The sequence below is a fragment of the Methylomonas subterranea genome, assembly GCF_024505185.1.
In the GTDB taxonomy this organism is placed as follows: domain Bacteria; phylum Pseudomonadota; class Gammaproteobacteria; order Methylococcales; family Methylomonadaceae; genus Methylomonas; species Methylomonas subterranea.
In genome coordinates, this window is sequence record NZ_JANIBJ010000010.1 from 48,489 (window position 1) to 74,865 (window position 26,377).

General features: G+C 54.4%; 26 protein-coding genes. 10 read left to right on the forward strand and 16 right to left on the reverse strand.

What is annotated here, in order from left to right; translation table 11 throughout:
- Positions 1 to 5 precede the first annotated feature (5 nt).
- The 3 genes from NP590_RS06900 (at position 6) to NP590_RS06910 (ending at position 2,420) form a co-directional block, all read left to right on the forward strand.
- A complete protein-coding gene (locus NP590_RS06900) occupies positions 6 to 485 on the forward strand; it encodes a TRAP transporter small permease (protein WP_256601569.1) in 480 nt (159 codons plus the stop codon).
- Between the two features lie 4 nt (positions 486 to 489).
- Positions 490 to 1,767 carry a TRAP transporter large permease gene (locus tag NP590_RS06905; protein WP_256601570.1) on the forward strand — a complete coding sequence of 426 codons (1,278 nt, stop codon included), beginning with the start codon at positions 490 to 492 and terminating at the stop codon, positions 1,765 to 1,767.
- A gap of 251 nt (positions 1,768 to 2,018) precedes the next feature.
- Positions 2,019 to 2,420, forward strand: coding sequence for a septal ring lytic transglycosylase RlpA family protein (locus tag NP590_RS06910; protein ID WP_256601571.1), 402 nt, complete (start codon positions 2,019 to 2,021; stop codon positions 2,418 to 2,420).
- 72 nt (positions 2,421 to 2,492) lie between these two features.
- Here NP590_RS06910 and NP590_RS06915 read toward each other — a convergent pair whose 3' ends face one another.
- Positions 2,493 to 3,158, reverse strand: coding sequence for a Bax inhibitor-1/YccA family protein (locus tag NP590_RS06915; RefSeq protein ID WP_256601572.1), 666 nt, complete (start codon positions 3,156 to 3,158; stop codon positions 2,493 to 2,495).
- A gap of 125 nt (positions 3,159 to 3,283) precedes the next feature.
- Here NP590_RS06915 and NP590_RS06920 point away from each other — a divergent pair, with 125 nt between their 5' ends.
- The 4 genes from NP590_RS06920 to NP590_RS06935 all read left to right on the forward strand — a co-directional run bounded on the left by NP590_RS06920 (position 3,284) and on the right by NP590_RS06935 (position 8,345).
- Positions 3,284 to 3,694 (forward strand): group II truncated hemoglobin, encoded by a 411-nt coding sequence (locus NP590_RS06920; RefSeq protein WP_256601573.1) that lies wholly within the window; start codon positions 3,284 to 3,286, stop codon positions 3,692 to 3,694.
- Positions 3,669 to 4,424: a M48 family metallopeptidase gene (locus tag NP590_RS06925; protein WP_256601574.1), complete on the forward strand. Its 756-nt coding sequence runs from the start codon at positions 3,669 to 3,671 to the stop codon at positions 4,422 to 4,424. The genes NP590_RS06920 and NP590_RS06925 overlap by 26 nt, the downstream gene beginning before the upstream one ends.
- Positions 4,421 to 4,903 (forward strand): protein disulfide oxidoreductase, encoded by a 483-nt coding sequence (locus NP590_RS06930; protein WP_256601575.1) that lies wholly within the window; start codon positions 4,421 to 4,423, stop codon positions 4,901 to 4,903. The genes NP590_RS06925 and NP590_RS06930 overlap by 4 nt, the downstream gene beginning before the upstream one ends.
- Positions 4,904 to 4,988: 85 nt before the next feature.
- Positions 4,989 to 8,345, forward strand: coding sequence for an EAL domain-containing protein (locus tag NP590_RS06935; protein WP_256601577.1), 3,357 nt, complete (start codon positions 4,989 to 4,991; stop codon positions 8,343 to 8,345).
- Positions 8,346 to 8,358: 13 nt separating this feature from the next.
- On the opposite strand, the gene NP590_RS06940 is transcribed toward NP590_RS06935, so the two are convergent.
- A complete protein-coding gene (locus tag NP590_RS06940) occupies positions 8,359 to 9,408 on the reverse strand; it encodes a threonine aldolase family protein (RefSeq protein ID WP_256601644.1) in 1,050 nt (349 codons plus the stop codon).
- Positions 9,409 to 9,645: 237 nt separating this feature from the next.
- Here NP590_RS06940 and NP590_RS06945 point away from each other — a divergent pair, with 237 nt between their 5' ends.
- On the forward strand, positions 9,646 to 9,978 hold the full coding sequence (locus NP590_RS06945) for a hypothetical protein (protein WP_256601578.1): 333 nt from the start codon (positions 9,646 to 9,648) through the stop codon (positions 9,976 to 9,978).
- Positions 9,979 to 10,125: 147 nt separating this feature from the next.
- On the opposite strand, the gene gspF is transcribed toward NP590_RS06945, so the two are convergent.
- From gspF to NP590_RS06965, 4 genes are read right to left on the reverse strand one after another with little or no spacing between them, the layout of a single operon-like run.
- Positions 10,126 to 11,337 carry a type II secretion system inner membrane protein GspF gene (gspF, locus tag NP590_RS06950; RefSeq protein ID WP_256601579.1) on the reverse strand — a complete coding sequence of 404 codons (1,212 nt, stop codon included), beginning with the start codon at positions 11,335 to 11,337 and terminating at the stop codon, positions 10,126 to 10,128.
- Between the two features lie 3 nt (positions 11,338 to 11,340).
- Positions 11,341 to 12,867, reverse strand: coding sequence for a type II secretion system ATPase GspE (gene gspE / locus NP590_RS06955; RefSeq protein ID WP_256601581.1), 1,527 nt, complete (start codon positions 12,865 to 12,867; stop codon positions 11,341 to 11,343).
- Positions 12,854 to 14,725: a type II secretion system secretin GspD gene (gene gspD, locus NP590_RS06960; protein ID WP_256601582.1), complete on the reverse strand. Its 1,872-nt coding sequence runs from the start codon at positions 14,723 to 14,725 to the stop codon at positions 12,854 to 12,856. The genes gspE and gspD overlap by 14 nt, the downstream gene beginning before the upstream one ends.
- A gap of 21 nt (positions 14,726 to 14,746) precedes the next feature.
- Entirely contained in the window at positions 14,747 to 15,280 is a 534-nt protein-coding gene (locus tag NP590_RS06965; protein ID WP_256601583.1) for a type II secretion system protein N, read from the reverse strand.
- Positions 15,281 to 15,565: 285 nt separating this feature from the next.
- Between NP590_RS06965 and NP590_RS06970 the strand changes: the two genes are divergently transcribed.
- Positions 15,566 to 16,093, forward strand: coding sequence for a hypothetical protein (locus NP590_RS06970; RefSeq protein ID WP_256601584.1), 528 nt, complete (start codon positions 15,566 to 15,568; stop codon positions 16,091 to 16,093).
- A gap of 194 nt (positions 16,094 to 16,287) precedes the next feature.
- Here NP590_RS06970 and rimI read toward each other — a convergent pair whose 3' ends face one another.
- The 4 genes from rimI to NP590_RS06990 all read right to left on the reverse strand — a co-directional run bounded on the left by rimI (position 16,288) and on the right by NP590_RS06990 (position 21,186).
- Positions 16,288 to 16,842, reverse strand: coding sequence for a ribosomal protein S18-alanine N-acetyltransferase (gene rimI / locus NP590_RS06975; RefSeq protein WP_256601645.1), 555 nt, complete (start codon positions 16,840 to 16,842; stop codon positions 16,288 to 16,290).
- A gap of 5 nt (positions 16,843 to 16,847) precedes the next feature.
- Positions 16,848 to 17,633: a uracil-DNA glycosylase gene (locus NP590_RS06980; RefSeq protein ID WP_256601585.1), complete on the reverse strand. Its 786-nt coding sequence runs from the start codon at positions 17,631 to 17,633 to the stop codon at positions 16,848 to 16,850.
- 9 nt (positions 17,634 to 17,642) lie between these two features.
- On the reverse strand, positions 17,643 to 19,187 hold the full coding sequence (locus tag NP590_RS06985) for a 2-isopropylmalate synthase (RefSeq protein WP_256601586.1): 1,545 nt from the start codon (positions 19,185 to 19,187) through the stop codon (positions 17,643 to 17,645).
- A 1,276-nt stretch (positions 19,188 to 20,463) separates the two neighbouring features.
- Positions 20,464 to 21,186: a hypothetical protein gene (locus NP590_RS06990; RefSeq protein WP_256601587.1), complete on the reverse strand. Its 723-nt coding sequence runs from the start codon at positions 21,184 to 21,186 to the stop codon at positions 20,464 to 20,466.
- A 165-nt stretch (positions 21,187 to 21,351) separates the two neighbouring features.
- On the opposite strand from NP590_RS06990, the gene NP590_RS06995 reads away from it, so the two are divergent.
- Complete coding sequence (locus NP590_RS06995; RefSeq protein WP_256601588.1) at positions 21,352 to 21,489, forward strand: hypothetical protein; 138 nt, start codon at positions 21,352 to 21,354, stop codon at positions 21,487 to 21,489.
- Positions 21,490 to 21,525: 36 nt separating this feature from the next.
- On the opposite strand, the gene NP590_RS07000 is transcribed toward NP590_RS06995, so the two are convergent.
- The 6 genes from NP590_RS07000 to NP590_RS07025 form a co-directional block, all read right to left on the reverse strand.
- On the reverse strand, positions 21,526 to 22,062 hold the full coding sequence (locus NP590_RS07000) for an REP-associated tyrosine transposase (RefSeq protein WP_256601589.1): 537 nt from the start codon (positions 22,060 to 22,062) through the stop codon (positions 21,526 to 21,528).
- A 303-nt stretch (positions 22,063 to 22,365) separates the two neighbouring features.
- On the reverse strand, positions 22,366 to 23,943 hold the full coding sequence (gene ubiB / locus NP590_RS07005) for a ubiquinone biosynthesis regulatory protein kinase UbiB (protein ID WP_256601590.1): 1,578 nt from the start codon (positions 23,941 to 23,943) through the stop codon (positions 22,366 to 22,368).
- 17 nt (positions 23,944 to 23,960) lie between these two features.
- The gene (locus NP590_RS07010; RefSeq protein ID WP_256601591.1) at positions 23,961 to 24,605 is read right to left on the reverse strand and encodes a ubiquinone biosynthesis accessory factor UbiJ; all 645 of its coding nucleotides are present in this window, start codon (positions 24,603 to 24,605) and stop codon (positions 23,961 to 23,963) included.
- Positions 24,605 to 25,198 carry a Uma2 family endonuclease gene (locus NP590_RS07015; RefSeq protein ID WP_256601592.1) on the reverse strand — a complete coding sequence of 198 codons (594 nt, stop codon included), beginning with the start codon at positions 25,196 to 25,198 and terminating at the stop codon, positions 24,605 to 24,607. Before NP590_RS07015 ends, NP590_RS07010 begins: the two co-directional genes overlap by 1 nt.
- A gap of 28 nt (positions 25,199 to 25,226) precedes the next feature.
- A complete protein-coding gene (gene ubiE / locus NP590_RS07020) occupies positions 25,227 to 25,976 on the reverse strand; it encodes a bifunctional demethylmenaquinone methyltransferase/2-methoxy-6-polyprenyl-1,4-benzoquinol methylase UbiE (protein WP_256601646.1) in 750 nt (249 codons plus the stop codon).
- An 8-nt stretch (positions 25,977 to 25,984) separates the two neighbouring features.
- A complete protein-coding gene (locus NP590_RS07025; RefSeq protein ID WP_256601593.1) occupies positions 25,985 to 26,374 on the reverse strand; it encodes a gamma-butyrobetaine hydroxylase family protein in 390 nt (129 codons plus the stop codon).
- Positions 26,375 to 26,377 lie beyond the last annotated feature (3 nt).

Here is a 26,377-nt window from a genome sequence, read left to right on the forward strand (position 1 = left end):
CAGTCATGGACTTGCTGGTTAAATTACACCGTTTGTTTTTGAAGGCGGAAAACCTGTTGCTGTCCGGCCTGTTGTTATCGTTGATCCTGATTGCGGTGACTCAAGTCGCGATGCGCAATGTATTCGGCGGCGGACTGTTGTGGGCCGATGCCTACACCCGCATCAGCGTTCTCTGGCTGGCCATGCTGGGCGCCATGATAGGCAGCCGCCGGCAAAACCATCTGGCCATCGACGTTATCGTGCGCTTTCTGCCGGCGCGCTGGAAAACCATCGCAACGAGACTGAGCAATGGAGTCACCAGCCTGATCTGTTTTGCCGCCGCCTGGTTCAGTTGGGATTTTTTGGCGCGGGAATCGGCGTATGCCGATATCGCCTTCGCCAACATTCCCAACTGGTGGTGCGAAGCCATAATCCCGGCGGCTTTCTTCGTCATTGCCTTGCGCTATGGCGTGGCGGCTATATTGCCGCAAAATCAACCCGTTTAAACACATGACTTTCGCTCTCATCCTCCTGCTGGTGGCGATGCTGCTACTGGGCACGCCGCTGTTCGCGGTGATTCTGGCCGCAACCATGCTCGGTTTTTATAGCGCCGACATAGACTTTACCGTCATCGCCGCCGAATTGTACCGGCTCGCCAACACGCCTTTATTGGTGGCCCTGCCCTTATTCACGCTGGCCGGCTATATCTTGTCGGAGTGCAACACCTCCGAACGCCTATTGCGCCTGACCAAGGCTTGGTTCGGCTGGATGCCGTTCGGGCTGGCAATCATTTCCCTGTTGACCTGCGCCGTATTTACCGCTTTTACCGGGGCGTCCGGGGTCACCATTATTGCCTTGGGTGCCCTGCTGCTGCCGGTATTGATCAAGGAAGGCTATCACGCCCGCTACAGCTTGGGGCTGGTCACCACCTCCGGCAGCCTGGGACTGTTATTGCCGCCCTCGGTACCGCTGATTTTGTACGGCATCATCGTGCAACAACTGGATATCGGCGAAAAATTCACGCTCCCGCAGCTGTTTCTGGCCGGTTTTCTGCCATGTCTGCTGATGATAGCGTTGTTGATGGCTTGGACGATCTGGGGCAACCGGCACGTGAAGCTGGAGAAATCCGCATTCGACCGCGGCGAGGCCTTGGCCTCGATCAAAGCCATCGCCTGGGAATTGCCCCTACCCCTGTTCATCATGATAGGCATTTTCGGCGGTTATCTGGCTGTTTCCGAAGTCGCCGCCGCCACGGCGCTGTATGTTTTGCTGATAGAAGTTTTTATTTACCGGGAAATTCATCTCGCCGGCCTTGGCAAAATCGTCGGCGACGCCATGCAGATGCTGGGCGGCATTTTGTTGATTCTGGGGGTATCCATGGCCTTCACCAATTACCTGATAGACGCCGAAGTCCCCATGCGCCTGTTCGAATGGGTCAAGCAGCATGTCGACGACAGGCTGGGCTTTTTACTGCTGCTGAACCTGTTTTTGCTGGTGCTGGGCGCCATTCTGGATATTTTCTCGGCCTTGGTGATCGTGGTGCCGCTGATCGTGCCGATCGCGGTCAGCTATGGGGTACATCCCATACATCTCGGCATCATTTTTCTGGCCAACATGCAGATCGGCTACCTGACGCCGCCCGTGGGCATGAATCTATTCATTGCCAGCTATCGGTTCAATAAATCCATTGGCGAGCTTTACCAAGCCACCCTGCCCTTCATGCTGATATTGTTCATATCCGTGCTCATCATCACCTACATGCCATGGCTTAGTTTGTGGTTTCTTTGACGGGCGAGTTGGCTTGACGGTTGAAATAACCAAAAAAACATCCGTATTTTTTAACCGGCGTTTTTCAATCGTCGCTGTTCGCCGTCAGCCCCTGTTTCGCTTGGCCTCAACAAAAATAAACACTGTTTTTTGGGTGGCCGAAAAGCAACCTTTGCGGCCCGGAAACCACGAAATAGATTGCCAAAGCCACTTTCCTGGGGTAACCTGGATTTTCCTTTTATCAATACTACTTAAATGTAAGGAGGTAGAGGATGCGAAAGAGAAACAGGTGGTTGCTTAAAACCATACTCTCCATTTCGTTAATGTCCTTTTACACAATCAGTCTGGCCAAAGCAGAAAGACCGGACACCGCACAAGCCCGTAAAGCCGGGATTGCGTCTTTTTATAACGACAAATATCAAGGCCACGCCACCACAAGTGGTGAAAGCTACGATAAAAATGCCTTAACCGCCGCCCACAACAGTTTACCCATGGGCACACGGCTAAGGGTTACCAACCTGAAGAACAATCGTAGCGTGATTGTTAAAGTCAATGACCGCTTGCAACGATCCAGCAAAAGGTTGATTGATGTATCGAAAAAAGCCGCTAAAGAGCTCGGATTCGTCAACGCCGGACTCACTAAAGTAAAAATTGAAATTTTAAGCGTTGCTTAAAGTTTGACTTTTTACCTCACCCACAAAAAAGCCCGGTATTACCGGGCTTTTTTAGTTTCAGCGGCTTACCGATCAATCGTCGCCGCCAAACACGCCCAACAACTGCAACAAGCTGGTAAACAGGTTATACAGCGATACATAGAGCGATACGGTGGCCAGGATGTAGTTGGTTTCGCCGCCGTGCACAATTTCACTGGTCTGATACAAAATCATGCCGGACATCAGCAAAATAAACATGACCGAAACCGCCAGCGTCAGAGCAGGGATGGAAAATACCAACGCACCCAAGCCGGCCAAAAACGCCACCAACACGCCGACCATCAAAAAGCCGGCCATAAAGCTGAAATCCTTGCGGGTGGTCAACGCGTAGCCGGACAAGCCCAAGAAGATGACGCCGGTACCGCCCAGCGCCGTCATGATCAGTTCATGCCCATTGCTGAAAGCCCGCAGGTACATATTTAAAATGGGGCCCAAGGTCATACCCATGAAACCGGTCAGGGCAAACACAAATACAATGCCCCAGGCGCTATTGCTGAACTTTCCGGTTAAAAACAACAGGCCAAAATAGCCGACCAATGTGATAATCAGACCTGGATGGGGTAAATTCAATGCCATGGACGCGGCAGCCATCGCCGCGCTGAACAACAATGTCATAGATAGCAGCAAATAAGTGTTTTTTAGAACCTTGTTGGTTTCTAAAATGCCGGCTTCCGAACGTACGGCGGTATTTAAACGCATGATCATGTCCTCCAAATAATAAAATTAACATCCATTAGGACTGCGCAAGCCGGGGAGAGTTTCCCCGATATTGCAATCCCTGCATTCAGTATAAACAACAATCAGCCCAGAGAGGGTAAATACCTATGTCAGCAGAAACGCCCTATGATTTTATAGGCGGAGAACAGGCCATCCACAGCCTGGTGGATAGATTTTATTTTTACATGGACATTTTGCCGGAGGCCCAGGGCATCCGCGCCATGCACCAAGCCAATCTGGCATCGGCAAACGACAAACTGTTCAAATTCCTGTCCGGTTGGCTGGGCGGCCCCAACCTGTTTATCGAGGAATTCGGCCACCCCATGCTACGAGCCCGGCATTTCCCGTTCAAAATCGGCGTCTCCGAACGCGACCAATGGATGTTATGCATGAACAAGGCGCTGGCGGAAATCCCCATGGATCCACGCTTGCACACCAACATTCAAGCGGCGCTACAACAACTGGCCACCCACATGATCAATCAGGAAGTACATGACGGCATTGAAACCTCACCCTAAAGCGCCATCCTCGGATGAGGCTCCCATCAGTTATCAAGTGCGCCGTAGCGAACGAGCCAGCAAAACCCGCATCATCGTCTCGGCCGACAAAATTGAAGTCGTGGCACCTTTAAAGACTTCCGAACAACGCATCCACGCTTTCGTTGCCACGCAACGGGATTGGATTCGGGACGCGCAAAAACGGGTCGAGCAACGCGCCGGACAGATAAAATCGCTGGCGCCTCCGGCATATGTCGACGGCGCCCCGGTACCTTTTCAAGGCCGGCAAATCCCGCTCGAGATCAAGCCCGGCAAACACAAAAATCCCCGCGTGCAATTCACCGGCGCGCGGTTTGAGGTTTACCTGAACCAAGCAGGCGCCGACAACGGCTCGGATAGCATCAAGACCGCCCTGCAAACCTGGATGAAGCAGCATACCCGGCAGATGGCCCTGCAACTGCTGGAAAAACACCGCTCAAGCCACGGTCTCCTGCCTCGTAGCCTGAGGATAAAAACCCAAAAGAGCCGCTGGGGCAGTTGCGGACCTCATAACGACATCAACTTGAACTGGCTGTTGGTATTGGCGCCGCCGGTCATTATGGAATACGTGGTGGTACACGAGCTATGCCACATCCGGCACAAGAATCACTCCCGGGATTTCTGGCAACTGGTGTCGGCGCACATGCCCGACTACCTGGAGCACCGCCAGTGGCTTAAACAGCACGGCGGCAGCCTGATGCGGGGTTTATGATGCCGGGCAAGGCTGGCTTTTATTTTTTTGCGCTGTTATTCGTATTTGGCGGACAGTTTCTGCGCACCAGCGGCCTGGTCACCGGCATGCCCCCCGAAATCCGCACAGCCACGCTGTCGGGCCAACCCTCCATGCCCTTGATTGCCAAGGGGCCGGCAATGGTCTATTTCTGGGCGGAGTGGTGCGGCGTCTGCCGAGGCATGCAAGACAACGTGACAGCGGTTTTACACGATACAGCCGGCCTTACGGTGGCGCTTCGCTCCGGCGACAAACCCCGGCTTGCAGAATATTTGGATAACAACAAACTCGACTGGCCGGTCGTGGATGACAGGGACGGCGCCATCGGCCAACTATATGGCGTCAGCGCGGTCCCGGCGCTGTTCTTCCTCAACCGCCAGGGCCGCATCGTGTTTACCAGCTCCGGCTATACCAGTGAGTGGGGACTGCGTCTAAGACTATGGCTGGCCGGCTTGCTTTAAGTCTCGATTCGGTGTATTAAATTTCCCGATAAAAATTTGGCTTTTTTATGCGCTTCGTCGTCAACCACCCAAGACAACCAGCACCGTGCCCGATCGAAATCACAATCAAAGCATCCGCCTGGGCCTGATGGCTCCCCTGACCGGCTTGGTGGGCATGTATGGCCCGGAAATCGTGCGGGCGGCGCAAATCGCCTGCAATGAAATCAACCAAGGCGGCGGACTCTTGGGTAAAAAGTTGCAGCTCGTCGTCGAAGACGACGGCAGCCTGCCCGGCTCGGCGGTGCCCGCCGCGCTGCGGCTGGTGCAAAATCACCATTGCGCCGCCATTATCGGCAACCTGCTATCCAATTCGCGCATTGCCGTCGCCCATCAGGTGGCGGAACCCTTGCGCGTTCCCTATTTGAATTTTTCATTTTACGAAGGCAGCATTTTCAGCCGGTATTTTTTCCATTTCGCCGCCCTGCCCAATCAACAGATTGACAAAATGATACCCGCCATGGCCCAACGCTACGGCTTAAAAATGTATTTTGCCGGCAGCAATTATGAATGGCCGCGCGGTTCTATCGATGCCGCCAAACAGGCTCTCAGCCGGCTGGACGGCGATGTGGTCGGCGAAGACTATCTACCCATCAATGCCGACAGCACCGAAATCGAACAGTTGTTAAAAAAAGTGGCGCGCTCGGGCGCCGACGTGTTCGTACCCTATTTTGCCGGCATCGACCAAATTGCCCTGCTGAACCGCTTCTGCGAAATGGGTTTAAAGCCGCGCATAGCCGTCGCCATGGGACATTTCGACGAAACCCTGGCGCAACAGCTGTTACCCGAAGTGCGAGCGGGCTTTTATTCCAGCAATACCTATTTCATGTCACTGGACACCCCGCAAAACCACCAATATCTGCAGCAACTGGCCGCCTTGCCGGGCGTGAACGGCATCTGGCCGCACGGTAACGGCGTGGTAACCAACTTTAGCGAAGCAACCTATGTCTGCGTGCATGCCTTTGCCGACGCCGTGCAACGTTGCGGAAGCACGGACGCCACTGCTCTGGTTACGGCCCTGGAAACCACCAGCGTGCTGGCGCCGCAAGGCTGGGTACAAATGGATGCAAGCACCCATCACGCCTGTGTGAATACATTTTTGGCGCGCGGCAATAGCGACGGCAGCTTCAGCATCCTCGAGCGTTTCGGCAACACCCCGCCGGTCATACCCAATCGCTATCAAACCCAGCCGCGCCAGCCGCTAGAACTGGGGCTACCGCCCTCCCTGATGGAACAAGTCAATGCCAAGGCGGAAATCAGCCTGCGCAAACTGAATACCGCCCACCAGATTCTTTCGCTTGCCGACATGGCGGTTCTGGCGACCGACGAAAACGGCGTGATTCAGGAAGCCAACCCCAATGCGGGTCATTTGTTCGGCTACAGCCCCGAGGAAATGCGCGGCATGCCCATTCATTTACTGGTACCGCCGCATTTGCGTCAGCGACACGCGGAAATGGTCCAGCTGTTTGTCAGGGCCGACGAAACCGAACGCCCCATGTCGCAACGCGGCGAAATTACCGGATACCGGAAAGACGGCTCGTTTTTTCCGCTGGAAGCTTCCATCGGCAAATTTCGTAACGGCGAGCACTGGATGCTGGTGGCCACCATGCGCGACATTTCCGAACTCAAGCGCAAACAAGTGGATTTGTTATGGCAGGCCACCCACGATGAACTGACCGGCCTGCCCAACCGCAACCTGATTCACGAGCGCCTGAACCATGCGCTGCAACGCAGTCGCAGGCAGGGCTTGAGTCTGGCCCTGCTATTTGTCGACCTGGACGGTTTCAAACTGATCAACGACACCTATGGCCACAAAACCGGCGATCAACTGCTGCAGCGAGTGGCCAACCTACTGATGGACATGGTACGACCCGGCGATACCGTGGCCCGCTTGTCCAGCGACGAATTCGTCATTCTCTGCGAACAACTGGAACAACCGACCTCGATTTCCGCCCTCGCAGAGCGAATCAACCACGCCCTGCGCCAACCCATGGCGCTGAACGGCCAGCAATTGTATCTGAGCGCCAGCATCGGCATTGCGGTTGGTCATGGCACCACGCATTCGGCGGACGATTTATTGCGCGCCGCAGATACCGCCATGTACGAAGTCAAGGAACAAGGCCGGGACGGCTGGCATTTTTTCAGCGCGGGCCTGGAAGAAAAAGTCCGGCAAAAATTGTCGATTTCCAATGGTTTGCGACTGGCAATTGAGCGGGAAGAGTTATCGGTGCGCTTCCAGCCCATCGTCGATTCCGATCTCCCGCACATAGTCGGCGCGGAAATGCTGCTGCGCTGGCAGCCCGCCGAAGGGCCTATTTCTCCGGCCCTGTTTATTCCGGTCGCCGAAATGACCGGCAGCATCATTCCCATAGGCGCCTGGGTATTGGCCCAGGCCTGTCAAGCGGAGGCCGATTGGCGCACGCGTTGGGGCGATAGGGCTCCCGGCTATATTTCCGTAAACGTTTCAGCCCGCCAATTGAATGAAAGGAATTTGCTGGACGAGGTCAAGGCCATGATTAAAACCCATGCCTGCGATCCCTCCCGCATCCTGCTGGAAATCACCGAAACCGCGCTGATGGCGGATATCGACACCAATCTGAGAATGTTGCGCAGTCTGGCGGATTTAGGCTTCCGGGTCGCCATCGACGACTTCGGCACCGGCTATTCGTCACTTGCCCAATTGACCAAACTCCCCGTCAACGTGTTGAAAATCGACAAGGCCTTTATCGACGGTATCGAACATCAACCCGAAAGCCGGGCCGTGGTCAAGGCTATCATCGGGCTGGGGCGGGCCTTGGGCCTGAAAATGGTTGCCGAAGGCGTGGAAAACGCCGCGCAATTATTGGAATTGCGCAACTTCGGTTGCGATTACATTCAAGGCTATCTGTTTTACCGCCCGTTGCCGGCGGCCGAATTTATCGAAACCGTCGAACAGAACATTAACGCCAAACAACAAGCGCTGGAACCGCCGCTGTTTTTCCTGATCTATCACAGCCAAGCCTCATCCGAGTTGGCGGGCGACCAAGTCCCGGAATTACTGGAACAAACCCGGCGTTCCAATCTGCGCCGCGGCATTACCGGCTGCCTGCTGCACCAGGACGGTTATTTCATGCAGTATCTGGAAGGAAACAGGCAAAACGTACTGGATTTGCTGGCGCACATCCAAAAAGACCCAAGACACCGCAACCTTGAGATCATCATGCAAGGCAACGAATACCACCGGGTATTTCCGGAATGGAGCATGGGCTTCCGCGAAGTGGGCCATCACCTCAACCACATCGACTTTCCAGACGCGGGCAAACCGCCCTTCAGCCTGCCGGAATTGGCCCGGGATCCGCGTACCAGCTATATCTACATCACCTCGTTTCGAGATAGCGGACAGCATAAATCCGCCTATCCGGCCTAGTTCCCCCCGCCCGTCAACCCAAAATTTCGATGAATTGATCGACCTGCCGCCGCCGGGTGGCGAAACTGGTGACCAGGCGCAACAACACTTCATTCTCCCCCAACAGCTCTGGCTTGGAATGAGGCGGATTCCAGACATAAAAAATGGCGCCCCGTTGCTTCAGGTACTCGGCACGCTCTTTATCCACAATACAAAAAACTTCGTTGGCCCCGGCCGGCCACGCCAGGCGGGCATGCTTGGAAGCGCGGATTCCGTTTTGCAGGCACCGCGCCATGTCATTGGCATGCCGCGCCAGTTCCAACCAGAGGCCGTCGGTCAAATAAGCCTCAAACTGGCAGGCGATAAAGCGGGTTTTGGAAAACAGCTGTGCGGCCCGCTTACGAATGAATGGTAAGTCCCTGGCCATCTCGGGCCGCATAAAAACTAGCGCTTCCGCGCACCAGCAGCCGTTCTTGGTGGCGCCGAAGGAAATAATGTCGACGCCGAGTTTCCAGGTCAACTCGGCCGGCGACAAATTGAGGGCAACCAAGGCGTTAGCGAAACGCGCGCCATCCATGTGCAGGGGTAATTGTTTTTGTTGAGCGATGTTTGCGATTGCCGCGATTTCATCCGTACCGTACAAAGTGCCGATTTCCGTGGCCTGGGTGATGGATATCGCCATCGGTTGGCCGCTGTGGACAAAACCCGGCGGAAAACGGTTGATTTCGGCGATAAGATGGCGCGGATCGATTTTGCCGTTTTCCCCATCCACCGGCGCAAGCCGGGCACCATGAGTAAAGAACTCCGGCGCGCCGCATTCGTCCTCGATCAAATGCGCCTCCCTATGACAAAAAGTGACGCCGCCCGGCCGGTTTACCGCCGCCAACGCCAGGGAATTGGCCGCGGTGCCCGTGCCGACAAAGAAAACCGCCACTTCGCGTTCGAACAGGTCGTTGAATTTTTGTTCAACCAGCCTGTCCAGCTCGCTGGCGCCGTAGGGTACGGAAAAACCGCCCGACTCCTCCAGCAGCCGCCGCGCAATCACGGGGTGGGCACCCGCCCAGTTATCCGAACCAAATATCATCACAGTTTCTCCTGACCTGTAACCACGCCAAGGGCTTAGGATTCCGCCCAAAATAACTTCCGCATTCTATTCCCGCCGGAGGCTATCGTGAAAGCCAATCAGTCCCTTCTCCCGCCGCACCCGCGGGGCATAAAGGAGAAGGTTAGGATGAGGGATCAGCGAAGTAATTAGGAACGGGTTCCTTATGGCCGCTATTTTCCGAACGCTTCCCTATCCGCGCATGGGCGCCGACAAGGGATGGATAAAAAGTTCGATTTATCCGCCGACTCTTTTAATTTAATCATAATCAAAACTTCACGGCATTTTAAGGCGGCAACGTTAGAATCCTCACGCCCGATCCGGTTTATGGGATTTTGTCCCGCCAGCCTCATTCGCCTTGGCGGTGCAGACAAACCGGGGTTTCGGGCGAACCGGCAAGAAGGGGGAACAGACATGAAAAACAAAACAACCGCCAATAATGATCTTTATAAAACCATGGGCTATGCCGCGCTAATGTTGAGCCTATCCCTTCCGCTTTCCATCTTGGTCATGCAGATATTCGACTTCATTTTGGACAACAAGGGCATCTGACGAAGCCTTCCGGCGGTAATTTGATCCCCGCCCCGTAATCCGCTACGTTCCGGCTCACTGAAAAAACATTCCAACGCCGGAAACGCTGAAATCGCCAAGAAAATCCAAGCGTTCGACTCTTTATAACCTTTGGCGGCGCGCCGTTTCTCAGCGAATCAGCTGATTCATTTCGAATATCGGCAACAAAATCGCCAGCACGATGAGCAACACCAGCAAGCCCATGCTTAAAATCAGCGCCGGCTCGAACAGCCCCATGGTCAGTTCGGTCAGATCCTGCATGTCGCGTTCCTGGTCATCGGCGGCGCTTTCCAACATGCGCGGCAACTGGCCGCTGGCCTCGCCGCTGGCGACCAGATGTATGGTCACCGGCGGAAATAGTCGGCTGGTTTCCAGAGCCTTATTAAGGCTCTGCCCCTCCCGCACTCTCAGCGCGGCGGTTTCCACGGCTTTGCGCATGGCGTCGTTGGCCAGTACCTGGCTGGAAATTCTCAAAGCCACCAGCAATTCCACGCCGCTGTTGGTCAAAATGGCCAGCGTGCGGGTAAAGCGGGCGTTGTTGATGCCGCGGGAAAACTTGCTCACTATCGGCGTATTCAACAGCCAGCGGTGAAACAGCATGCGCGGTTTATCCCGCCGCAATACCAGTTTGGCCGCCAAACCGGCCAGCGCGGCCAACAGCAACAACAGCAAGCCGTAACGCTGAAAAAATCCGCTGCAGGCGATCAAACCCTGGGTAATGCCGGGCAGTTCCCGCCCCGTCTTGTCGAACACCCCGGTAATTTCCGGCACCACGTAAGTCAACAAGCCTATCACCACCAACAGAGACACCAGAGTCAACAGAACCGGATAAATCATTGCCATTTGCAATTTACGATGCAACTGGCCCTTGTCGCTCAAATAATCCGCCAGTTTTTCCAGTACCTGATCCAGCTTGCCGGACGATTCGCCGGCCTCGATGGTGGCCCGATACAAGGGCGGAAAGGTGCTGGGAAACCACTGGCAGGCCTGGGCCAGACTCTGGCCTTCCAACACCCGGCTTCTGACCGCCAGCAAAATCCGCCGCGCCTTGGCCGATTCCAGTTGCCGCGCCACGATGGCCAGGGCTTCGTCTATGGCCAGACCGGATTTCAACAGGGCCGCCAGTTGCCGGGTGATATGCGCCAGCGCCCGCATACCTATGCGTTGTTGCCAGAGCCGCAAACCACCGCCGGCTTCCTTTTTACGGACTTCCTGTATATCCAACAGCGTCAGACCCCGACTCTTCAGCTGCTGGCGGGCGGTTTTGGCGCTATCGCTTTCCAGCGCGCCCTTAAGGCCGCGGCCTTGCTTGTCTATCGCCTGATATTCGAAGGCCGGCATGGTTTAGTCCTTCAACGTCATCCGCAAGGCTTCATCGAGACTGGTTTCGCCGGCCAGCACCTTGTCCAGCGCGCTTTGCTGAATACTGGGCGCCAGCGTGCGGGCATACTGCTCGAGCTCCATATCGCCGGCACCATCATGTATCCGTTTTGTCATGCCGCTATCCAGCGCTATCAATTCAAAAATCCCGGCCCGGCCCTTGTAGCCGTGGCCATAACAGAGCGGGCAACCCTGCGGCCGATAGACCTTCACGACGGCATCCGGCATCCCCGCATACCCCAGGCCGAGTAAATCCCGCCCATCGACGGCGGCCGCTTGCTTGCAATGCGGACACAACACCCGCACCAGGCGCTGGGCTATCACGCCGACCAGACTGGAAGCCAGCAAAAACGGCTCTACGCCCATGTCGCGCAAGCGGGTAATGGCGCCGACCGCGGTATTGGTATGCAGGGTGGACAGCACCAAATGCCCGGTCAAACTGGCCTGCACGGCGATTTCGGCGGTTTCCCGGTCGCGTATCTCTCCCACCATCACCACATCCGGGTCTTGCCGTAAAATGGCCCGCAAGCCCTTGGCGAAAGTCATTTCCACCTTGCTGTTGACCTGGGTCTGACCTATGCCGTCCAGGTAATATTCTATGGGGTCTTCCACGGTCAGAATATTGCGGCTGCGTTGATTGAGCTGGTTGACGATGGCGTACAGGCTGGTGGTTTTACCGGAACCGGTGGGGCCGGTCACCAAAATGATGCCGTGCGGGCGGGCTATCATGCCTTGAATACACTCCAACTCGCTCTGAGCCATGCCGACCTGCTTCAGGTTTAATTGATTGGCCTGCTTGTCCAGCAAGCGCAACACCACCCGCTCGCCGTGGCCGGACGGCAGGGTCGATACCCGCACATCCACCGTGCGACCGCCGATATTCAGCGAGATGCGTCCATCCTGCGGCAGGCGTTTTTCGGCGATATCCAGTTTGGCCATCACTTTCAAGCGCGAAATTACCATGGGGGCGAATTCGCGCTGCGGCTCGATAATCTCCCGCAACACACCGTCCACCCGAAAGCGCACCACCATGCGCGCTTCGTAGGGCTCGATGTGTATGTCGGAGGCATTTTCCTTGACGGCTTCGGTCAGCAAGGCGTTGATCAGGCGAATGATCGGCGCTTCGTCCTCGCTTTCCAGCAAGTCTTCCGGCTTGGGCAGATGCTGGGCCATCTCGGATAAATCGAGATTTTCGTGCAGGTCATCGACCATTTGCCGGGCATGGCCGGCCTTATGTTCGTAGGCCGTTTGCAGGCGGCGCTCGAAATCCCGCTCGGAAACCGCTTCGAAAGGCGCCGCCCGCTCCAGCAGGCGTCTTACTTCCAGCAAGGCCGTCACAGGCGCGTCCGGACGATAAACCACGCGAGCCTGTTGCGCCTCGTTGTAGACCACGACGACGCCGAAGCGCTTGGCAAAGCCGTAGCCGGGCATGCGCCTGGCCGCAGACACCGGTTCCGTTAATTCGCCGCTCGGCAATTCAAGGTTCGACATTTAGAGGGTATTGATCGGTGGCGTCCGGCAACAGCGGCGGCTGCTCGTTGGGCAGCAACAGCAGTCCGTCCCGATTGAACTGCCGTTGCTGGTCGCGCATATAGCTGTATTTGTCTTGGGTCACGCCGGCGGCGGCTTCGCCTTCCCGCATGATGCGCGCTCTTAAAAACACCATCAGATTGGTCTTGTTGACCGTGGTACTGGTCGATTGAAACAAATAACCCAATAGTGGAATGTCCGAAAGCAGCGGCACCTTGTCGACCACTTCGTTGACGTCGTCCTTGATCAAACCGCCCAGCACCAGCACCTTGCCGTCGTCGACCAACACCGAGGTTTCGATCTGGCGCTTGTCGAAACTTTGTCCATCCTTACCGGTGACGCTGGACACTTCCTGGGTGACTTTCAACTTGACCGCATCGCCTTCGTTGATTTGCGGCAACACCTTGAGTTTGATGCCCACGTCCTGACGCTGCACGGTCGTGAAAGGGTTGCTGGCTCCCGAGGTATTGGTGGTGAAGCTGCCGGTATTTAACGGGATGTTCTGGCCGACGATGATGCTGGCTTCTTCGTTATCCATCGTCACCAGGGATGGAGTCGACAGAATGTTGACATCGGTATCGGTGGCGAAGGCATTGATCAAAGCCTTGATTTCGCTGCCGGCCAGATAGCCGACGCTCAAGCCCTTGCCCAGGGAAGTGACGAATTGCGAGAAATCCAGCGATTCCTTGCCGTCCTTGCTATAGGCACCGAACACCTTGCTGCCTTCCTTGGTTTGCCATTCCACCCCCAGTTGCTGGTTCTTGTCGTAGCGCACTTCGGCAATGATGGCTTCGATATGCACTTGCGCCCGTCTGACGTCCAGTTGCCGCACCACGTTTTTCAAGGTACGCATCTTGTCGCGCGGCGCCGTGATAATCAGTGAATTGGAGGCTTCGTCGGCCCGCACGTCGAACACTTTGTCGGCATGGGCCTTGGGCGTGGCCTTGTCGGCGGCCGCGTCCTTCAAGGCGCCCACTCCGGTCAAGGTTTCCACCAAGTCCTTGGCCAGAGCGTAACGCATGTATATCACTTCGGTGTCGCCGTCCTTTTCTATCGGCGCGTCCAAGTTGGCTATCAAGGCCCGCATTTGCAGCCGCGTATCCGAATTGCCGCCGATGATGATGCTGTTGGTGCGCTCGTCCGCCACCAAGGGCGGCGGAGGCGTGGCTTTACCGGCATTGCCGGCGGTGAGCATATTGTTCAGCGGTTGAATCAGCTCCACCGCATTGCCGTGGCGCAGATTGATCACTTCGATGGCTTGGGCATCGCTTTTGTCGACCTGTCTGATCATCATTTCCAGCCGCGCCACGTTGGCGGCGGTATCCGAAATGATCACGGTATTGCTCTCGGGCACGGCCGCCATAAAGGCGTATTGCGGCATCAGCGGCATCAAGGTCTGCACCAGTTGATTGGCGTCGACATGCTGGACCTGCACGATGCGGGTTTGCTGTTCGTCGGCGTTTTTGGCATCGGGCCGCAACTCGCCCGGCGCTCCGTCCTGCTTGGCCGAAGTATTGGGCACAATTTTGACGATATTGCCGTTGGGCACCGCCGAGTAGCCGTGCACCTTCAATATCGACAGAAATACATCGTATACCTGTGCCGACCGCATGGGAGTGGAGGTCACCACGGTAATGTTGCCGGTGATACGCGGGTCGACCACAAAATTTTTGCCGGTGGCGTCCGCCACGGTTTCGATCAAGGCCCGGATATCCACATCCTTGAGATTCAGCGAAAACTCCTGCTGCTCCGCCCAGCTGGTTTGGCATAACAAAACCAATAGCCAGCCCAGCCACGCGCGTGTTTTTTTAATTGCCATGCTGTTGAATTGAAGAGTGAATTAGGGATTGGGCGCCGACAACGACAGGGGATTGGGGTCGAATTGCAGGGATTCGTTACGCTGCCGGCGTTCCAACAGTACCCGCGTTTTTTCGATACGCCTCAGCACCGCTTCTTCCGGCAGAGTGTCGCCTTCGCGGTACTTTTGTTGCATGCCATCGGCGTTTTGGATGATGGCGTAACGGTTAGCCGACGGGCCGGAAAGTAAAAAAGTCCCCAACAATTTGAGCCGCAAAGTGGTCGCCGCCACTTCGGCGGCCTCCTCTTCAACGCCGGTTTCTTCCCTTCCGAGTAAATGCCAGTCGGCGATATCCAGATAATCGGCGACAGGTTCTGCCGCCGGCGCCGGCGGCAACTCCTCGGCCGGCATCTCCGTGAATTCCGCCGGTCCGGGCCAACTAAACAAAACCCAAATCAGATACAGCGCGCTGGCAACGGCCGCCGCCAGCGGCGGCACCACTTGCCCGCCGAATGACAGGGTGGAAAATCGCGCCTTCGCGGTTTCGTTTACGGATAGTAGCCATAACTTCGTCATGGCCGAATTATGCGAAGTCAATATGACTGTTTTATGACAGGAGGCGGATTCCCGACCGCTGGCCCGCTCCGATTCAATCAGGGACTGCAAGCGCCGGCGGCTGAGACGGGCATATTTACCCCGAACGGCCGGGTTACGGCAGGCCTGCCGTCAGCGCCGGCAGTCTGCATGAAAAAGAACTTTGTAATCAAACTGTTATAAAGCTGTAACAAAACAGCAGTATTCTGGCCGGATGTAACCTTAGCCACCTCGGCCTTGATTGATACTTTAAAAAGGAAGCAGGCATTGAGCGAAAACGAATTATTTAACGATAGGAAGTACATAGTCTCCATGCGTTTGAGCAATGCGGACCGCATCGCCGTCAGATCGACGGCGGCCCGCTTATTTGTGCGCGAATCCAAGCTGTACCGCTTTGCCATTCATCATCTATTAAACCGGCTGCACCGGCTCAACGACGACAGCTGTTGCGGCAGCGACTTGTTATTGCTGTTTCTGGAATTCAAGGAAGAACTTTCGGTACACCTGGAATTGAAAAAGCACCAGTTGTTCAAGATTTTCAACGGCCGCAACACCCATCCGGACAAATACGTGGCCATGGCCGACATCGAGTTGTTGCTGATGCCCGACCATGCGGTCAGGCAGAGACTGCAAATGACGCCGGACGCCGCCAAGAGCAAACATGCGGAAACCAGAGTCTGGTTGCGGGGATATTTTTTGGATAAATACCAGATAGCCGCGGACGCCTACACGGATTCCGACGATTTCACGTCCCTGGTCAACGAAATGCAGCGCGCCGCGCAAGAAGACGATTGAACCGGAAACGCCTATCAGCTCGGGATTCCGCCCAAGATGATTTGCGCATTCTGCTCGCTCGCTCTCTGGGAGAATTAACGTGGGAGCGCCTTTCATTTGCCGGGGCGATACACCGACCTCATGATCGTTAGGGGCGGAATCCTTTCCAATGCCCCATGGGTATTTCGGTCCAGCCGTGAATCCGTATCCGGGTTTTACAGCAACGGCACCAGATCCAGCTCGAACATGATGGCGTCTTCCCGGCCGCCCTTGGCGGGGTAATAACCCTTGCGCACGCCGATTTCCCGAAAACCGGTTTGCCGATACAGACTGATGGCGCCGGGATTGCTCGGCCGCACTTCCAGAAACAGCTTCTCGGCCCGCGGCCGGGCGTATTCGACCAGATGATTCAGCATCTTGCGGCCGGCGCCCTGGCGCTGAAATTCCGGGCTGACGCTGATGTTCATGATATGGGCCTCGCCGGCCATCACCGAAATGATGCAATAGCCGACAATAGCGTCTCCCGGCGCCTCGCAAACCCAGTTGACGTAATTCATGGCCCTGAAACAATCCTTGAACACGCCTTCCGACCAGGGAAAGTCGTAATTCAGGTTTTCGATTTTCAACACCTCGGGCAAATCGCCGTGGTCCATCTTGCGCAGCCTCAGCAAATCCTTTCTGTCCACCGAATCCGGAAACACCTTGGCGTAAAACTCTCGGTCGGCGTCGTATACCACGGCGTCTTTCAATTTATGCAACAATTTCCACATCATTATTATTGTTCTGGTAGCGATTGATAAACGGACAACGCAAATTGCAGATCGTCCCAGGCTTTGGCTTTTTCCGTTAATGCGCGTAACAAATAAGCCGGATGATGCACCACCACCAGCGGAATATTTTCCAGCCGGTGTTGAATTCCGCGTAATTTTGCCAGAGGTTGCTGGGTTTCGAGTAAATTTTGCGCGGCGATGCGACCAACCGCCAGAATGATTCTCGGTTGCAGCAGCGCAATCTGCCGACGCAGAAACTCGCGACAGGCGGCCACTTCTTCCGCTTGCGGATCGCGGTTGGCGGGCGGACGGCATTTCAGCACATTGGCGATAAAGACTTCACGCCGCTCCAAACCGATTGCCCGCAGCATTTCGTTCAACAACTGGCCGGCCTTGCCGACGAAGGGCTCGCCTTGTAAATCCTCGTTTTGGCCCGGCGCTTCGCCGATCAGCATCCAGCCGGCCCGATGACTGCCGACGCCGAACACGGTCTGCGTGCGGGTTTCGCACAGGCCGCAGGCCCGGCAACGCGAGACTTCCAGTTGCAATTCGTTCCAGGCGCGGTCGTCGGCATGCGGTTCGGGTTGGTCCGAATGCGATACCGCCGAGCGCTCGGGTGCTGGTATCGCGATGTTTTCAGATGTAACGCCAGAACAAGCGATGGCCGGTTCGGCCAAAACGGGCCCGGATAGATCTTCCAATGCCCGCATGGCGGCGACGGGCGGCTGTCTGGCAACCCAAACCGCTATGCCCATCGCCTCCAGATATTGCAAGCGAAGCGATTCATCCATGCTCAACGATCAGACATCGCCTTTTTGCGGATGCTGGCGTTGGTCCGGACTTTGCAATTTATTGACCGCATTGATGTAAGCCTTGGCCGAAGCGATGACGATGTCGGTATCGGCGCCGGAACCGTTGACGATGCGGCCGGCGTTTTCCAGCCGCACGGTCACTTCGCCCTGGGCGTCGGTGCCGTTGGTGATGTTGTTGACTGAATACAAGGCCAAGGTGGCGCCGGTTTTCACCAGGCTTTCGATGGCTTTCAAGCTGGCATCCACCGCGCCGCCGCCTTGGGCACAGCCGGTCATTTCCTTGCCGCCTACGCGTATGGTTACCGTGGCGTTGGGCACCTCACCGGTTTCGGAACAGACTTTTAACGCCACCAACTTGATATGTTCGTCCTCGGCTTCGAAACCTTGTTCGGAAATCAAGGCCTGCAAGTCTTCGTCGAAAATTTCGTGTTTTTTGTCGGCCAATTGTTTGAAGCGGAAAAACGCATCGTTCAACTCGGCTTCGCCGGCAAAATCCACCCCTAATTCCGCCATGCGGGTTTTGAAGGCATTGCGGCCGGAATGCTTGCCCAATACCATGCGGTTGGTGGTCCAGCCCACGTCCTCGGCGCGCATGATTTCGTATGTCTCGCGATTCTTGAGAACGCCATCCTGATGAATGCCGGATTCGTGGGCAAATGCATTGGCGCCGACAATGGCCTTGTTCGGTTGCACCGGAAAACCGGTAATCGACGACACCAATTTCGAACAGGTAACGATTTCCCGCGCATCCAGGCCGGTATCGCAATTAAAGAAATCCTGCCGGGTGCGCACCGCCATCACCACCTCTTCCAGGGAAGCGTTGCCGGCCCGTTCGCCCAAACCGTTGATGGTGCATTCCACTTGGCGGGCGCCGTTCATCACCGCCGACAGGGAGTTGGCTACCGCGAGACCTAAATCGTTGTGACAATGTACGGAGAAAATCGCTTTGTCGGAGTTGGGTATGCGCTGGATCAAGTTGGCGATGGTGGCGCCGAACTGTTGCGGCATGCTGTAACCGACCGTATCGGGAATATTCAAGGTGCGGGCACCGGCATCGATCACCGCTTCCAGAATCCGGCACAAAAAGTCCTCTTCCGAGCGGCCGGCGTCTTCCGGCGAAAACTCCACATTATCGGTATATTGGCGCGCCCGCTTGACCGCACGCACCGCGTACTCGATGACCTGATCCGGGGTCATGTTGAGTTTTTTCTGCATGTGGATGGGGGAAGTGGCAATAAAGGTGTGGATGCGCGAACTCCGCGCGCCCTTCAAAGCCTCGCCGGCCCGGTCGATGTCTTTATCCAGCGCCCGCGCCAAACCGCATACAGTGCTGTCTTTGATCGCATCGGCCACGGCTTGCACCGCTTCGAAGTCGCCTTGACTGGCGGCCGGAAAACCGGCTTCAATCACATCGACCTTCATGCGTTCCAACGCTCGAGCAATCCGCACTTTTTCATCGCGCGTCATCGACGCACCGGGGCTTTGCTCGCCGTCGCGCAAAGTGGTATCGAAAATTATCAATTTGTCTTTCATGAGAACTCCGTCATGAAGCGTTCGGCTTTATGCGCCGAGTAACAGAAAAAGGGTTTGTTTTTAAGTAGATAGAATGCGCGCCCCTCAGGGCAGCAGCAGTCTTAAAGACAGGGCGAACGGTAAGCCGCCGGAGAATGGCAGGCAAATCAAATCAGCAAAATGCATGTGTGACTGAGTGTTCATGGCTTTGAACTATACTGCATTGCGAAAGCCGGCTCAAGTCTCCGATTGCCACTGGGTGCGATTCAAACCGAGGCATCAGTTAATAATCGCTAAGCGAAACCGGTTTTGACGCCGGTTGCGTGTCGAATAAGGGAATTAGTGGGAAATAGTCGATTGATTTTTATCCGGATTTTGTGCCACTAATTATTGAAAAACTTCGCACCGCGCGAATTTCACTAAAATCCGCCGGCGATTCCAATTTAACCCTCTCGGGCAAACCCGCTGGTGCAGACCGGCCAAAAATCGCCTGACGGAATAGAAATACCAAGGACAAATGTCCAGCCGAAAGCAGTCATTGGGTGTGGTGAGTTTACGAACCGCACCAATCGCGAACGATGCGCTTCACGCTGTGAAGCACATCCTACGGCCCTGCTTTCGGGCAGAAGAGTATGCCCATGCCTACTGCCGAATCTCCAGCTATCTGCAAACCATGGCCAGCCGGGGATATAATCTGCTCATCGCCATTCAAATGGCTTTGGCTGGCAACGCTCTGACTATGGGGCGCGAGTAGTTACGATTTAAGAACTATTCCCTCTCCCGCCGGGTTAGGGTGAGGGGAGTTTTAAATTTGTGTCGCTGCCTCGACAGTTATTTAGAAGTCGGTTCGCGGACCGACGGCCGCGATACTTTTCTTTGCTTGTCCTCGGCAATTGCTCCTGCATTGCCCTACCTCCTGCATCCATGCAGTCGAAAGAAAAATATCCAAAAGAAACGACACCCGGATGCCGCTTTTATCCTGCGTTTCGAAGGCTTTGAGCGGGGTTTCCCGAAGGGGCTTCCCAGCCCCGCGGAAAACGCGATGCATCCCTGCATCGCCCCTACCGGGCTGTTCCGCCCAAACTCTCCGGTGCTCGGCGCGGCATGACGGGGATAAAACCTTCCCGCAATTCGTGAGAAACCCAATACTAAAATTACGGTTACGAAATGTAGGATGTGCCAAAATTCGGAGGCGCATCAATCGCGAATGATGCGCTTCACCTTGTTCAGCACATCCTACGGCCCTTATTTAATATCCTTTCGATTCAATTGCCTCATTAAATAAACAAGTTAAATTTTAATAGTTGATCTTCACATTATAAAGTCTCAGCATCAAGGAACAAAAAATATCTTTATCTCTTGTTGCATGAATAGTAAGATCCCCATGAATTTCTTTTGTATAATGCGATGAATTTATTGACAAGCCTATCAATCCTCTCCCGACCTTGTTTAGAATTGATGGGTTTATTGGCACAAGTTCAATAAAGGAATCATGATTATGGATCTTATAATCAGCAAGTGATATTACCTTCTTTCCCCTGGTTTCTATTCGACCATCATTGAAGAATTTGCAGTTATCATAAATAAAGTATTTTTCTGATTTCAACACCCTTGCGTATGAATTGAATCTCGATACAAAAGATATTCCTGATAAAAAATTTTTTGCTGTCCATATGTCATCTTTTTCTTCAACTAAAATTAACGCTCTCGTTTTTCGTTTTTCTTTGATAATTTTGCCATCTGTCATGTGTAAGGTTAATTCGGCTTTTGTAGACTCAGACATTGGATGAAGACCAAAATATGTCTTAGTATGCAATTCGTCAAAGTCTATATGTCTTATTTCGGTATACTTATGCTTTTTACCTTTGTACTCGAAATTATCTAAATTTAGAATGAATGATCCGTAACTAATTGGCCACTCAGCTGGAGTTACAAGCATATGCATAGGCCAATAGCTACACTGTGAACAAAGCCCTTCGTTTGAAGCGGTATTATTCCCACAAAAATTACAATAAGCCATGATTTGTCCTTATATAAATAATTGAAAACTTGATTAATAATCAATTTTCTGTGTATGGTGGGCACCTGTCTTTACCCTGAATCCGTGTTTGAATTTAGATAATTCGCTGTATACATATGACAAATAAGGTAAAATATAGTTTTCCCATATTCACCCATTTTGATTATGGCACGATTTAAGCTTAAAGAATCCAAGAAGGAACTCACGTCCTATGCAGGGCTGTCGTTAATCGGCCAATGCCTGGAAGTCGTCAATGTCGAAGCGATAGTGGACGGACGAATTCCGGTTTCGCTAGGGCCGTAGGGCGGATAAGCGTAGCGTCATCCGCCGATAAAACCATCAATTATCCGGTTCACCCACTTCCAACAATGGCAAGTCCAACCCCGCCCAATTTAACGGATAAATATCCATCTTGACCAAGCGATGAAAACTTGAATATGGCCAATCCTTAACTGTGACTGCCCAACCATGCTTGACCGGGTTGTAATGGATGTAATCCATATGTGCCGCATAGTCGGCATCATCGATAATGGTATGTTCCCAAAATCGACGTTGCCATATTCCGCGCTCGTGGCGTTTTATTCGGATTGCTGAACGATATTCGGTTTTAGGTATCGCTTTCGAGAAGGCTTTTTTTATCGCTCGCCATCGGTTGGAATATTGATCGTCGCCGGCCGGTAATGTCCAAATCGCATGCATATGATCAGGCAAAACCACCCAGGCATCGATATGAAATGGCTGCTTTTCCCGGATCACTCGCACCGCTTCCCGTAACTCTGCAATATGCTCGATCAACAGCGACGATTTCCGTTCGAGCAAGTTAACGGTGAAAAAATAGGTGCCGCCAGGAATACGATTGCGTCGATAGTTTGGCATGAAAAGAGTTTAATTGATTTGGCGGATGACGCTACGCTTATCCTCCCTACAGCCAATTTGAAATGTTGAACAAACTGCCGGGATTAATGGGTTCTTGTAAGGGCTAAACCAGTCATTCACTAGTAATATGGGTCTGCCTGCTCATGGTCGTTCTTACCAGTCAGCGTAGCCCATTGGAATGTAATGAAATCCGGGGAATGAAGCTATAAAATCCTGATTGTGTTTCGCATTGGGCGAAGGTTTTCGGAAGGGGAATTCCGCCTCAAGGGAAACTAAAGGCCTACCGGAAAAAGCGGGTAGGCTTTAACCGAGAAAACCCGCCAACAACGGCGATTGCAGCAGAATTGCTCCCGCCACCGCCAACGCGCCGGTTAAAATCGCCCACAGCGTGCGGTTATTATTGCGGTTTAACTGTTTACGCAGTTGCATCATTTCCTGGTTATGCTGCTGAATCTGTTGCTGCATCTGGGCGTTGCTTTGCAGAGCCTGAAAGATCAGGGCCGGAAATTCCGGCAGTTGCTCGGTCATTTCCGGCAATTTGGACAGCAATTCCTTGATTTTGGCTGCCGGGCCCAACCGTTGTTTAAACCAGTTTTCCAGAAACGGTTTGGCGGTTTGCCATAAATCCAGCTCTGGATATAGCTGGCGGCCCAAACCTTCGATATTCAGCAAGGTTTTTTGCAGCAGAACCAGTTGAGGCTGCACCACCATATCGAAACGGCGGGCGGTCTGGAACAATCTCAACAACAGCAAACCGAAGGAAATGTCTTTCAAGGGTTTTTCGAAAATCGGCTCGCAGACGCTACGGATCGCCGCCTCGAATTCTTCCACCCGGGTGGTCGGCGGCACCCAGCCGGATTCGATGTGCATTTGGGCGACGCGGCGGTAATCGTGGTTGAAAAACGCCAAAAAATTTTCCGCCAGATAACGCTGATCGGAATCGGACAGGCTGCCGACGATGCCGAAATCCACCGCCAGATATTTGTCCGGCAATTGCACGAAAATATTGCCGGGATGCATGTCGGCATGGAAAAAGTTATCCCGGAACACCTGAGTAAAAAAGATTTCCACCCCGCGCTCGGCCAGCTTTTTGAAATCGGCGTTACCATTGCGTAAGGCCTGAATGTCGCCGACCGGAATGCCGTAGATGCGCTCCATCACCAGTACCTTGCGGCGGGTCAGCGGCCAATGGATTTCCGGAATGTAGAGCGATTCGGACTTTTTGAAATTATTGCGTATCGCGCTGGCATTGGCCGCCTCGCGCAGCAAATCCAGCTCGTCCAGTATGGTTTTTTCGAATTCGGCCACCACTTCGGTGGCCCTCAGGCGGCGGGCGTCGCTCCAGAAACGCTCGGCCAGCTTGGCCAGCTCATACAACAGGCCGACGTCGGAATAAATCTTGTCTTCGATATCCGGCCGCAAGACCTTGACAATGACTTGTTCGCCGGTTTTTAGGCGGGCGGTATGCACTTGCGCTACCGACGCCGAGGCTAGGGGCCGAGGGTCGAATTCGTCGAAAGCCGCTTCGATGGACTGGCCCAATTGTTCTTCTATGATACCGCGCGCGGTTTCGGCGGAAAACGGCGGCACCCTGTCCTGTAATTTGACCAGTTCTTCGGCAATGTCCTCGGGCAGCAAGTCCTTGCGGGTGGACAGGGTTTGGCCGAATTTGACGTAAATCGGCCCCAAGTCTTCCAGGGTACGGCGTATCCTGACGCCACGCGATTCCTTGGGTTTGCGAAACCAAAACGTTGGCGACAGATAAGCCAGATAACGGATAGGCCGCAGCAAATGGGTTTTTAGAACGATCTCATCCAGGCCGTGAGCCATCATGACCCAATTGATATGGATCAGGCGCATGAGAATTTTGGGGCGTATCACAACAAAAGTCCTTGTGTTTAATGAGGCTGGTCGGCTTTATGCAGCGCGGCCGCCAGGCGCTCGACCCTGGCATTCAGCCGGTCGGCATCGCCGCGCAGGGCGTCTACCCGTTGAAAAACCAGCTCGGCCTCGGCCTTGGCGGGCAGATCGCGGGTTTCTTCCTGCAGGAATTCTTCCAGATTCAAACGGAAACTACTCAAGCCATGCCGGGTCCAGTCGCGGCTGCCGCGCAGCCAAGCGCTCAAACGTCGGGCAAAACCGTCGCCGGTGTAACGGGCCAGTTTGGCTTCCGGATCGATATCCAGTTTTTCGAACAATCGTTGCAGCTTTTGCGCCAGCTGGGTGTCGCCTTCCATACGCACATCACCCTTGAACAAGGCACGCATCGGAGTGGCGCTCAAGCCCATCAGACCCAGGGCCGACAGCGAACCGCTCAAGCGGGCATCCGCCTCGCCGGCGTAATTTTCCAGGATCTGCATACGATCGTGGGTGGGACACAAATACAGGGTTTCGTTAAACGGGGTAATATGAACGGCGATGACTTTGCCGGCCATGGGCGCCAAGTACTGCTCGATATGCTCGTCGAGGCTCAGATAGCTGTTCAGCGCAGTTTCCAGGGCGCCGATAAACAGCGGTTTGATATACATTAAATTGCCGGTCATCAGCCTGCCTGTTGCGCGAGTTGTTGCAGATAATCCCGCATGTCTTCGTTGTCGACCCGGTGGTACAGGTCGGTAACATTAACGGTCAAATCTATCGATTCCAGGTTAAAGCTATCGCCGAGAAAATAATGCTCGGCAAACCAATTTTGCGATCGGCGAAATAGTTCGACTTCGACATGGTCCTGTTCGATCAGCACATATTCCAACAGGCTGGGCAAGGTTTTGTAAGCCGCCAGTTTGGTGGTTTTGTCCATACGGCGCGTGGTTTTGGACAACACTTCGACGATCAGTGTCGGTTTGTCGATGTAATACTCGTCACCATTGGCATCATCGCAAACCACGACCAAATCGGGATAAAAAAAACAGCTTTCGGCCTTGACCTTTAAATCGTTAGCGAACGGCTCGCACGGATGATTAGCCAGATACCGATTCAACGCCGCATGCAGATTTCCGACCAAGCGCTGGTGATTGCGACTAGCCCCGGCCATAGCAAACACTTCGCCATCGATATACTCGTGTTTGGTTTCGGCCAGCATCTCGCCGCTAAGATACTCGGTTTCGCCGATAAAATTCTCTGCCCGTTTTAACGACATAAAACCTCCTAAGCGTGTGGCGGCGGCCTTAAAACTTATAACCCCTATGCACCGCCACGATACCCTGCGTCATGTTGAAATACTCGCAACGTTCCAGACCGGCCTCTTCCATCATGCGTTTCAATTCATCCTGCTTGGGATGCATGCGGATGGATTCGGCCAAATAGCGGTAGCTGTCTTCGTCCTTGGCGACGATGGCGCCGATTTTCGGCAGCAGATTAAAGGAGTAAAAATCGTAGACTTTTTCGGTGACCGGATCGATGGGGTGGGAAAACTCCAGCACGATCACCCGGCCGCCCGGTTTCAATACTCGGTACATGGAGCGTAGCGCCGCATCCTTGTCTGTGACGTTGCGCAAGCCGAAACCTATGCAGACGCAATCGAAGGTATTGTCGGCGAACGGCAGGCATTCGGCGTTGACTTGCGCATACTCGATATTGCCGGCCAGTCCGCGGTTGATCAGGCGGTCGCGCCCGGTGCGCAGCATGGCGGCGTTGATGTCGGCCAATACCACCCGGCCTGTTTTGCCCACCCGCTTCTCGAACAGGGTGGTCAAATCGCCGGTACCGCCGGCCAGATCCAGCACCTGGTCGCCCTCGCGCACATTGGCCAATTGCACCGCCACCCGTTTCCAGATCCGATGTATGCCCAGCGACATCAAGTCGTTCATCACATCGTACTGGCTGGCTACCGAATCGAACACGCCGCGCACCAGCGCAACCTTGTCCTGTTTGGGAACTTGCTTGAAACCGAAGTGGGTAGTGTTGTCGTTTGTCATATTGGCCATTAATTTTTTAGGGGCGACTTGCGGCTGATGCCGGCCGCGCTGAGTTGTTCCAGATAATTCGACCACAGCAGCGGAAATTCGGAACCTAGTTTATACAGCAAATCCCAGGAATAAATTCCGCTGTCGTGTCCGTCGCTAAAGGTCAAGGCAATGGCGTAATTGCCGACCGGACGGACATCGGTGATAGTGACATCCTGCTTGCCGATTTGCAGGGTTTCCTGGCCCGGGCCATGGCCGACGGCTTCGGCGGATTGGGTATACACCCGCAGGTATTCGCTGGGCATCTCGAAAATGCTGCCGTCGTCGAAATGGATTTCCAGGATCGCCGACAGCTTGTGCAGCTTGATTTCGGTCGGCGAGCAGTGGCAAGGGGTGATTTTCAGGCGCATGGT

Excerpts from the sequence above, each read along its gene's own strand:
- NP590_RS06900 (WP_256601569.1), top strand. The coding sequence starts at position 6 with ATGGACTTGCTGGTTAAATTACACCGTTTGTTTTTGAAGGCGGAAAAC.
- NP590_RS06905 (WP_256601570.1), top strand. The coding sequence starts at position 490 with ATGACTTTCGCTCTCATCCTCCTGCTGGTGGCGATGCTGCTACTGGGC.
- NP590_RS06910 (WP_256601571.1), top strand. The coding sequence starts at position 2,019 with ATGCGAAAGAGAAACAGGTGGTTGCTTAAAACCATACTCTCCATTTCG.
- NP590_RS06915 (WP_256601572.1), bottom strand. The coding sequence starts at position 3,158 with ATGCGTTTAAATACCGCCGTACGTTCGGAAGCCGGCATTTTAGAAACC.
- NP590_RS06920 (WP_256601573.1), top strand. The coding sequence starts at position 3,284 with ATGTCAGCAGAAACGCCCTATGATTTTATAGGCGGAGAACAGGCCATC.
- NP590_RS06925 (WP_256601574.1), top strand. The coding sequence starts at position 3,669 with ATGACGGCATTGAAACCTCACCCTAAAGCGCCATCCTCGGATGAGGCT.
- NP590_RS06930 (WP_256601575.1), top strand. The coding sequence starts at position 4,421 with ATGATGCCGGGCAAGGCTGGCTTTTATTTTTTTGCGCTGTTATTCGTA.
- NP590_RS06940 (WP_256601644.1), bottom strand. The coding sequence starts at position 9,408 with ATGATATTTGGTTCGGATAACTGGGCGGGTGCCCACCCCGTGATTGCG.
- NP590_RS06945 (WP_256601578.1), top strand. The coding sequence starts at position 9,646 with ATGGATAAAAAGTTCGATTTATCCGCCGACTCTTTTAATTTAATCATA.
- gspF (WP_256601579.1), bottom strand. The coding sequence starts at position 11,337 with ATGCCGGCCTTCGAATATCAGGCGATAGACAAGCAAGGCCGCGGCCTT.
- gspE (WP_256601581.1), bottom strand. The coding sequence starts at position 12,867 with ATGTCGAACCTTGAATTGCCGAGCGGCGAATTAACGGAACCGGTGTCT.
- gspD (WP_256601582.1), bottom strand. The coding sequence starts at position 14,725 with ATGGCAATTAAAAAAACACGCGCGTGGCTGGGCTGGCTATTGGTTTTG.
- NP590_RS06965 (WP_256601583.1), bottom strand. The coding sequence starts at position 15,280 with ATGACGAAGTTATGGCTACTATCCGTAAACGAAACCGCGAAGGCGCGA.
- rimI (WP_256601645.1), bottom strand. The coding sequence starts at position 16,842 with ATGTGGAAATTGTTGCATAAATTGAAAGACGCCGTGGTATACGACGCC.
- NP590_RS06980 (WP_256601585.1), bottom strand. The coding sequence starts at position 17,633 with ATGGATGAATCGCTTCGCTTGCAATATCTGGAGGCGATGGGCATAGCG.
- NP590_RS06985 (WP_256601586.1), bottom strand. The coding sequence starts at position 19,187 with ATGAAAGACAAATTGATAATTTTCGATACCACTTTGCGCGACGGCGAG.
- NP590_RS06990 (WP_256601587.1), bottom strand. The coding sequence starts at position 21,186 with ATGGCTTATTGTAATTTTTGTGGGAATAATACCGCTTCAAACGAAGGG.
- NP590_RS06995 (WP_256601588.1), top strand. The coding sequence starts at position 21,352 with ATGGCACGATTTAAGCTTAAAGAATCCAAGAAGGAACTCACGTCCTAT.
- NP590_RS07000 (WP_256601589.1), bottom strand. The coding sequence starts at position 22,062 with ATGCCAAACTATCGACGCAATCGTATTCCTGGCGGCACCTATTTTTTC.
- NP590_RS07010 (WP_256601591.1), bottom strand. The coding sequence starts at position 24,605 with ATGACCGGCAATTTAATGTATATCAAACCGCTGTTTATCGGCGCCCTG.
- NP590_RS07015 (WP_256601592.1), bottom strand. The coding sequence starts at position 25,198 with ATGTCGTTAAAACGGGCAGAGAATTTTATCGGCGAAACCGAGTATCTT.
- ubiE (WP_256601646.1), bottom strand. The coding sequence starts at position 25,976 with ATGACAAACGACAACACTACCCACTTCGGTTTCAAGCAAGTTCCCAAA.
- NP590_RS07025 (WP_256601593.1), bottom strand. The coding sequence starts at position 26,374 with ATGCGCCTGAAAATCACCCCTTGCCACTGCTCGCCGACCGAAATCAAG.